The organism is Stenotrophomonas sp. 05L44_2 (assembly GCF_056665995.1).
Genome location: NZ_JBFTNR010000288.1, coordinates 1 through 6,449, shown reverse-complemented (window position 1 = coordinate 6,449; position 6,449 = coordinate 1). Strand labels below are relative to the sequence as shown.

The 6,449-nt window shown below is 64.4% G+C and carries 6 protein-coding genes; 2 read left to right on the top strand and 4 right to left on the bottom strand.

The genetic code is table 11. The features are described from left to right. Positions 1-1,428 (bottom strand): TonB-dependent receptor (locus tag AC1VAN_RS11535; RefSeq protein WP_480985838.1); only part of this gene is annotated, 1,428 nt, incomplete at its 3' end. A 181-nt stretch (positions 1,429-1,609) separates the two neighbouring features. Here AC1VAN_RS11535 and AC1VAN_RS11530 point away from each other — a divergent pair. Both AC1VAN_RS11530 and AC1VAN_RS11525 read left to right on the top strand, forming a co-directional pair. Beyond that, positions 1,610-3,013, top strand: a complete 1,404-nt coding sequence (locus AC1VAN_RS11530; RefSeq protein ID WP_313113604.1) for a GntP family permease — start codon at positions 1,610-1,612, stop codon at positions 3,011-3,013. A gap of 87 nt (positions 3,014-3,100) precedes the next feature. After that, positions 3,101-4,105, top strand: coding sequence for an extracellular catalytic domain type 1 short-chain-length polyhydroxyalkanoate depolymerase (locus AC1VAN_RS11525; protein WP_025874524.1), 1,005 nt, complete (start codon positions 3,101-3,103; stop codon positions 4,103-4,105). 117 nt (positions 4,106-4,222) lie between these two features. On the opposite strand, the gene AC1VAN_RS11520 is transcribed toward AC1VAN_RS11525, so the two are convergent. The 3 genes from AC1VAN_RS11520 to AC1VAN_RS11510 all read right to left on the bottom strand — a co-directional run. Continuing rightward, on the bottom strand, positions 4,223-5,125 hold the full coding sequence (locus tag AC1VAN_RS11520; RefSeq protein ID WP_480985837.1) for a methionine synthase family protein: 903 nt from the start codon (positions 5,123-5,125) through the stop codon (positions 4,223-4,225). Between the two features lie 40 nt (positions 5,126-5,165). Continuing rightward, on the bottom strand, positions 5,166-6,143 hold the full coding sequence (locus AC1VAN_RS11515; RefSeq protein WP_032974723.1) for a DUF1852 domain-containing protein: 978 nt from the start codon (positions 6,141-6,143) through the stop codon (positions 5,166-5,168). Positions 6,144-6,201: 58 nt separating this feature from the next. After that, the coding region (locus AC1VAN_RS11510; RefSeq protein WP_480985836.1) for an NADPH-dependent FMN reductase family protein at positions 6,202-6,449 on the bottom strand (248 nt) is incomplete at its 5' end.

The following is a 6,449-nucleotide window of genomic DNA, read 5'->3' as shown; positions in this document are numbered from 1 at the left end:
GCCGTAGACCATGATGTCCGGGGTGATCTGGTAATCCAGCGACACCTTGGGCGAGATGTTCTTGAAATTGGTCTTCTTGTCGAAATCGGCGGCGACCGCGATCGGACGGGTGAACGTCGCATCCGAGTAGAAGCGGTTGAGCACGATCGCGCGCTTGTCCTCGTCGGTGTAGCGGGCGCCGACGTCCAGCTTCAGCTTGCTGGTCAGGTCGAACGTCCAGTCGGCGTACAGCGCGATGCTGTCGGTGAGCACCTTGCCACGGGTGTCGCCGAACTGCAGGTTGAAGAAGTTGTTGCGGATCTGTCCACCGGCCTCGCCACTGAACTGGTACAGGCCCACCACGCCGCGCACGCGGCCGCCGGCATCGTAGTTCAGCTGCACCTCGTTGCTGACCTGGTCGTCATGGTAAGTGCCACCTACATCGGCCAGCTTGACCGGCGTGCTGTCGAAGTCGATGTTCGCGTCGCTGTCCGATTCGCGCTTGGCCACCACGTATTTCAGCGCAACGTCTTCGCTGGGCCGCCAGTTCACCGTGGCCGAGGCGCCCTTGGTCTCCACGCTGTTGAGGTTGCGCATGCCCGAGCGGATGTCGTAGCGGTCATCCATCGGCGGGTAGGCGCGCACGAACGGGTTGGGTGCCAGCATCTTCGAGCCACGCATGCCGGACTGGTCGTCGATCCAGTCCAGGGCGAACTGCACGTCGAAGTCGTCGCCCGCATACGCACCCAGGTTGAAGCGCGCAGCATTGATCTGCTTGTCACTGACCGGCTGGTTGGTGAAGGTGTTCTCGCCGAAGCCGTCACGATTCATGCTGGCCACCGCCACGCGCGCACGCAGGCCGCTGTCGGCCCCGCCGATCGGGCCGCCGATCGCCGCCTTGGCGTCCAACTGGCTGTAGTTGCCCACGGTGATCTGGGCGAAGCCTTCGGTCTGGGTGGGCAGGCCGCGCGAGATGTACTTGATGGCACCGCCGATGGTGTTCTTGCCGTACAGCGTGCCCTGCGGACCGCGCAGCACCTCGATGCGCGAGACATCGAACACGTCCAGCAACGCACCCTGCGGACGGGCGATGTAGACGTCGTCCAGGTAGATGCCCACGCCCGGGTCAGCGCCCCAGGTAGGGTCGGACTGGCCAACACCGCGGATGTAGGCGGTGACCGTGCTGCTGGCGCCGCGCGCCGCGTAGATGGTCAGGTTGGGGACCTGTCCATCAAGGTCGCTGATGTCCTGGACGTTCATCTTGTCCAGGGCTTCGGACGTAAAGGCGGTGACGGCAACCGGCACCTCCTGCAGGGTTTCCTCGCGCTTGCGTGCGGTCACCGTGATGCTGTCCAGGTTGGTGGCCGAAGCGGTGCGGGCGGCTGCCGGCGCGCCCTGCGGTGCGTCCTGCGCCAGAACCGGCCCGGTGGCCAGCAGTGTGCCGATCATCAGGCTCAAGCAATTCCGTTTCATTCGGTCCTCCCCCAAGGCATGTACGCGGCGAATGGCCCATTGCCACCCATGGACGCTAGGCTAGCGGCGCGGTTGCGCACCGGCGAGTGGACCTAGGTCCAGTCGGCAGCGGTCGCCAGATCCGGATACTGGGCGCGTCCCCACCCGGAAGCGCCGTATGTCGTTACTGATCGTACTTGCAGCGCTGGCCTTCCTCATCCTGGTGGCCTACCGCGGTTACAGCGTGATCCTGTTCGCGCCCATCGCCGCGCTTGGCGCAGTGCTGCTCACCGATCCCTCGCTGGTGGCACCGATGTTCACCGGCTTGTTCATGGACAAGATGGTTGGCTTCCTCAAGCTCTACTTTCCGGTGTTCCTGCTSGGCGCSGTGTTCGGCAAGCTGATCGAACTGTCCGGCTTCTCCCGCTCGATCGTGGGTGCGGCGATCCGCTTGTTCGGACCGCAGCGGGCGATGCTGTCGATCGTGCTGGTGTCGGGCCTGCTCACCTACGGCGGCGTGTCATTGTTCGTGGTGGTGTTCGCGGTCTATCCGTTCGCGGCCGAGATGTTCCGCCAGAGCAACATCCCCAAGCGCCTGATTCCGGCCACGCTGGGGGTGGGCGGCTTCAGCTTCACCATGGACGCATTGCCGGGCACGCCGCAGATCCAGAACATCATCCCGACCACGTTCTTCGGCACCGATACCTGGGCGGCTCCGGTGCTGGGTACGCTGGGCAGTGTGTTCGTGCTTGCGGTGGGCATGGCCTACCTGGAGTGGCGCCGTCGCGCGGCGGCGCGCAGTGGCGAGGGCTACGGAGACCCGGCCACGCTGGTGAACGAGCCGGCACCGTTCGCAGGCACGCATCTGGCCCACGCGGGCATTGCCGTGCTGCCGCTGCTGCTGGTGTTTGTGTCCAACAAGCTGTTCACCCTGGGCATACCGCACTGGTACGGTGCGGAGCACAGCTTCGTGCCGTCGATCATGGGCAGCGCCGCGCCGGTGGTGCAGGGCGTGGCGAAGATCACCGCAATCTGGGCCGTGCTGGGGGCGCTGCTGGTTGGCATCCTGTCGGTGCTGGCGCTGGCCTGGCGCCCGGTGGTCACCCAGTTTGCCGAAGGCACCAAGGCGGCGATCGGTGGTGCCGTGCTGGCAGCCATGAACACCGCCTCGGAATATGGCTTCGGCGCGGTCATCGCCGCGTTGCCCGGCTTCATGGTGGTGGCCAACGCGCTGGGGGCGATCAGGGACCCCCTGCTGCATGAAGCGGTCACCGTAACCGGTCTGGCCGGTGTCACCGGCTCTGCATCGGGCGGCATGAGCATCGCCCTGGCGGCAATGTCGGAGACCTTCATCGCCAACGCGCAGGCTGCCGGCATCCCGATGGAGGTGCTGCATCGTGTTGCCGCGATGGCATCCGGCGGCATGGACAGCCTGCCGCACAACGGTGCAGTCATCACCCTGCTGATGGTCACCGGGCTGACCCATCGGCAGGCCTACAAGGACATTTTCGCAGTGACCATCATCAAGACCCTCGCGGTGTTCGTGGTGATCGGCATCTACTACGCCACCGGCTGGGTTTGACAGCGGCGTCGCAGCACCCTCTGGAAGGTCGGTCCACGAGGATTTCCGGTACCACTTCATCCACGACTCACGCATGAGGATCTGGTCATGAAATCTGGAATCGATTCAATCAAGGCGCTGATGCTGCTGCTGTGCACCTGGCTGGCCACCACGGGCGCCGCCTCTGCGGCAGACCCACCCGGGCATTGGGACGTTGGCCTGTACGGCAATCTGTTCGGTGCCCGCGAGTACCAGGTGTGGGTGCCGGCCGGCTACGACGAAACGCGGCCACTGCCCCTGTTGCTGGTGCTGCACGGCTGCGTGACCGGGCCGAACCTGATGGGCGAGGCCTCCGGCTTCAACGAGGTGGCCGACACCGAAGGCTTCATCGTGGTCTACCCGCGGCAGAACGTCACCTCCAACCCCGCACGCTGCTGGAACTGGCAGCTGCCGATCAACCAGGCACGCGACAGTGGCGAAGCCTCCATCCTGGCCGGCATCGTGGACAAGGTGAAAGCGGGCTACAGCATCGATCCGCATCGCGTGTACGTCACCGGCATTTCCGCCGGCGGGGCGATGACTTCGATCATGCTGGCCTGTTATTCGGATGTGTTCGCGGCGGGCGCGATCCACTCCGGCGGCATGTACAAGGGCGCGACCACGATTTCCGGCAGCGCCTATGCGCTGTTGGCCGGCAGCATCTACTCACCGGACAGCAACGGGCGGCTGGCCTGGCAGTGCTCGGGCTCGCCGTCGCCGCGGCCGATCCCGGTGCTGGTCTTCCATGGCACCGCCGACGCCACGGTGAACCCGATCAATGGGCAGCAGGCCGTGCGCCAGTTCCTGCAGACCAACGACCTGGCTGACGATGGCGTGGACAACGACTCGGTGAAGTACGTGCCGACCAGCACCTTCCACGGCCAGGTGCCGGGTGGGCGTGCCTACACGGTTGACTCTTACACCTATGGCGGCAGGACGCTGGTGCAGCATTACGTGGTGCAGGGAATGGGGCATGCCTGGAGCGGCAGCCAGTCCGGTTTGCCGTTCACCGATCCCAAGGGGCCGGATGCCACGTTGATTACCTGGCTGTTCCTGAAGGATCAGCAGCGCTGAGTGTGGGGGCACAGGAGCAGGGGAGGCGGCGCCAGTGTGGGAGCGGTGGGCTCCCGCACTGGCGCGCGGCCTTTGCCTCATCCATCCAAGCGTGTGCGCCCGCATGCGCACTCGTGCTCAGCCGCGGGCCAGAAGCTCGTCGCGGACGATCTGTGCACCTGCGCTGAGCGCGCGCAGCTTGCCTCGTGCTACGTCACGCGACAGCGGCGCCATGCCGCAGTTGGTGCTGGGGTAGAGCTTGTCAGCATCCACGAACTGCAGGGCCTTGCGCAGCGTGTTGGCCACTTCTTCCGGCGTCTCGACCGTGCTGGAAGCCACATCGATGGCACCGACCATCACCTTCTTGCCGCGCACCAGCTCGATCAGGTCAATCGGCACGTGCGAGTTGTGGCATTCCAGCGAGATGATGTCGATGCTGGACGTCTGCAGCTTCGGGAACGATTCTTCATACTGGCGCCATTCCGAACCCAGCGTCTGCTTCCAGTCGGTGTTGGCCTTGATACCGTAGCCGTAGCAGATATGGACCGCGGTTTCGCACTTGAGCCCTTCGACCGCGCGCTCCAGTGCAGCGCTCTTGTAGTGCGCGTCATACAGGGTGTCGATCATGGTCATCGGGCCCGGCAGCGCCCATTTGATCGGCTGCGTAGTCTGCCTGCGCAGGAATTTCGCATCTTCCACAAACACCGGCTTCGGGCGGCTGACAGCGCTCACCACGGTGGGCACACTGGCGTCGTAGCGGTCGCGGATGCGGACGGTTTCACGCTTCTGGAAATCGACGCCACTGAGGTGTTCGATGAAGGTGGTGACGAAATGCTGCCGTGTCTGTTCGCCGTCACTGACGATGTCGATGCCGGCGTGCTGCTGTTCCTGCAGGGACAGGCGCAGGGCATCCTGCTTGCCTTCAATCAGGCCGTCATCCTGCAGCTTCCAGGGCGACCAGAGCTTTTCGGGCTCGGCCAGCCAGGAGGGCTTGGGCAGGCTGCCTGCGGTGGAGGTGGGGAGCAGTTTCTTCGTCGACATTGCGTCTTGTGTCCTGAGGGGCGAATGGAAAAGCGGTGGATCAGCGGGCGGCCCACTGCTCAAGCACGGCGCGGTACGGCTTGATGAAGTGTTCTTCGGTGAATCGGCCTTGCTTGACCGCCAGCTGGCTGCGTTCTTCGCGGTCGTAGACGATGCGGGTGGACGAATAGTCCTGGTGCTTCAGGCTGGGCTGGTAGACCTTGCCCGCTACGGAATTGGCGTTGTAGATCTCGGGGCGGTAGATCTTCTGGAAGGCCTCCATCGTGCTGATGGTGCCGATCAGTTCCAGGTTCGAGTAGTCGCCCAGCAGGTCACCCTGGAAGTAGAACGCCAGTGGCGCGACGCTGCCTGGCGGCATGAAGTAACGCACCTGCAGCCCCATCTTGTCGAAGTACTGGTCGGTGGGGGAGAACTCGCCTTGCCGATACTCGACGCCCAGGATGGGATGGTAGTTCTCGGTGCGGTGGTAGGTCTTGCTGCTGGACACGCTGATGCAGATCACCGGCGGCTTGCTGAAGTGCGCACGGTAGGCGTCGGACGCCAGGAAGTGCTTGAACAGCTTGCCATGAAGATCGCCGAAGTCTTCGGGAATGCCGAAGGTGGCCTTGCCTTCGTTGCTGGCGGGCAGCACGACGCTGAAATCGTAGTCGCGGACGTAGGAGGAGAAATTGTTGCCGACGATGCCTTCCGTACGCACGCCGGTACGCGTGTCGACGATGGTCGGCCGCAGCACCTCGATCAACGGGAACGTATCGCTGCCGTCGCTGCCATCGATGTGCATCTCCACCGAGATGATGTCCAGCTCGACCGCGTAGCGATCCGCGCTGGGGTTGTCCCAGTGCGCCAGATCGTTGAAGCGGTTGTTGATCATGCCGAGCGTGTTGCGCAGGTTTTCCTGGCGGGATTCGCCGCGGGCCAGGTTGGCGAAGTTGGTGGTGATTCGCGTGCCGTCAGCGGGCTGGTAGTCCTCGTTGAAAGGAATACGGGTGATGCTGAAGGTGAAGTTCTCGGTCGTCATGGGCGGCGTTCCGGGTTGCGGGGGTGACATCCGAATGCAGGTCGCTGGCATTCGGCATTCAGAGGATTGCAGCGGCCTCGGTAACGGCAGGTGCTGCACGATGGGAGAGGGCAAGCAGGGGCATCGCTCGCTGCACCGCCAGCCGCGCCCGCTGCATCAGGGCCTCGTTCTGCACGCAGCCGTCTGCGAAATCCTTGTCGGTTGCGTAGACACCCAAGGGCAGCGTTCGCGCCTGGAAGAAGCTGAAAAGCGGTCGCAGCTGGTGGTCGATCACCAGCGCGTGGCGCTCGCTGCCCCCAGTGGCGG

Bases quoted from the DNA above. Each gene is read 5' to 3' on its own strand.
- AC1VAN_RS11525 (WP_025874524.1), top strand. From the start codon at position 3,101: ATGAAATCTGGAATCGATTCAATCAAGGCGCTGATGCTGCTGCTGTGC.
- AC1VAN_RS11520 (WP_480985837.1), bottom strand. From the start codon at position 5,125: ATGTCGACGAAGAAACTGCTCCCCACCTCCACCGCAGGCAGCCTGCCC.
- AC1VAN_RS11515 (WP_032974723.1), bottom strand. From the start codon at position 6,143: ATGACGACCGAGAACTTCACCTTCAGCATCACCCGTATTCCTTTCAAC.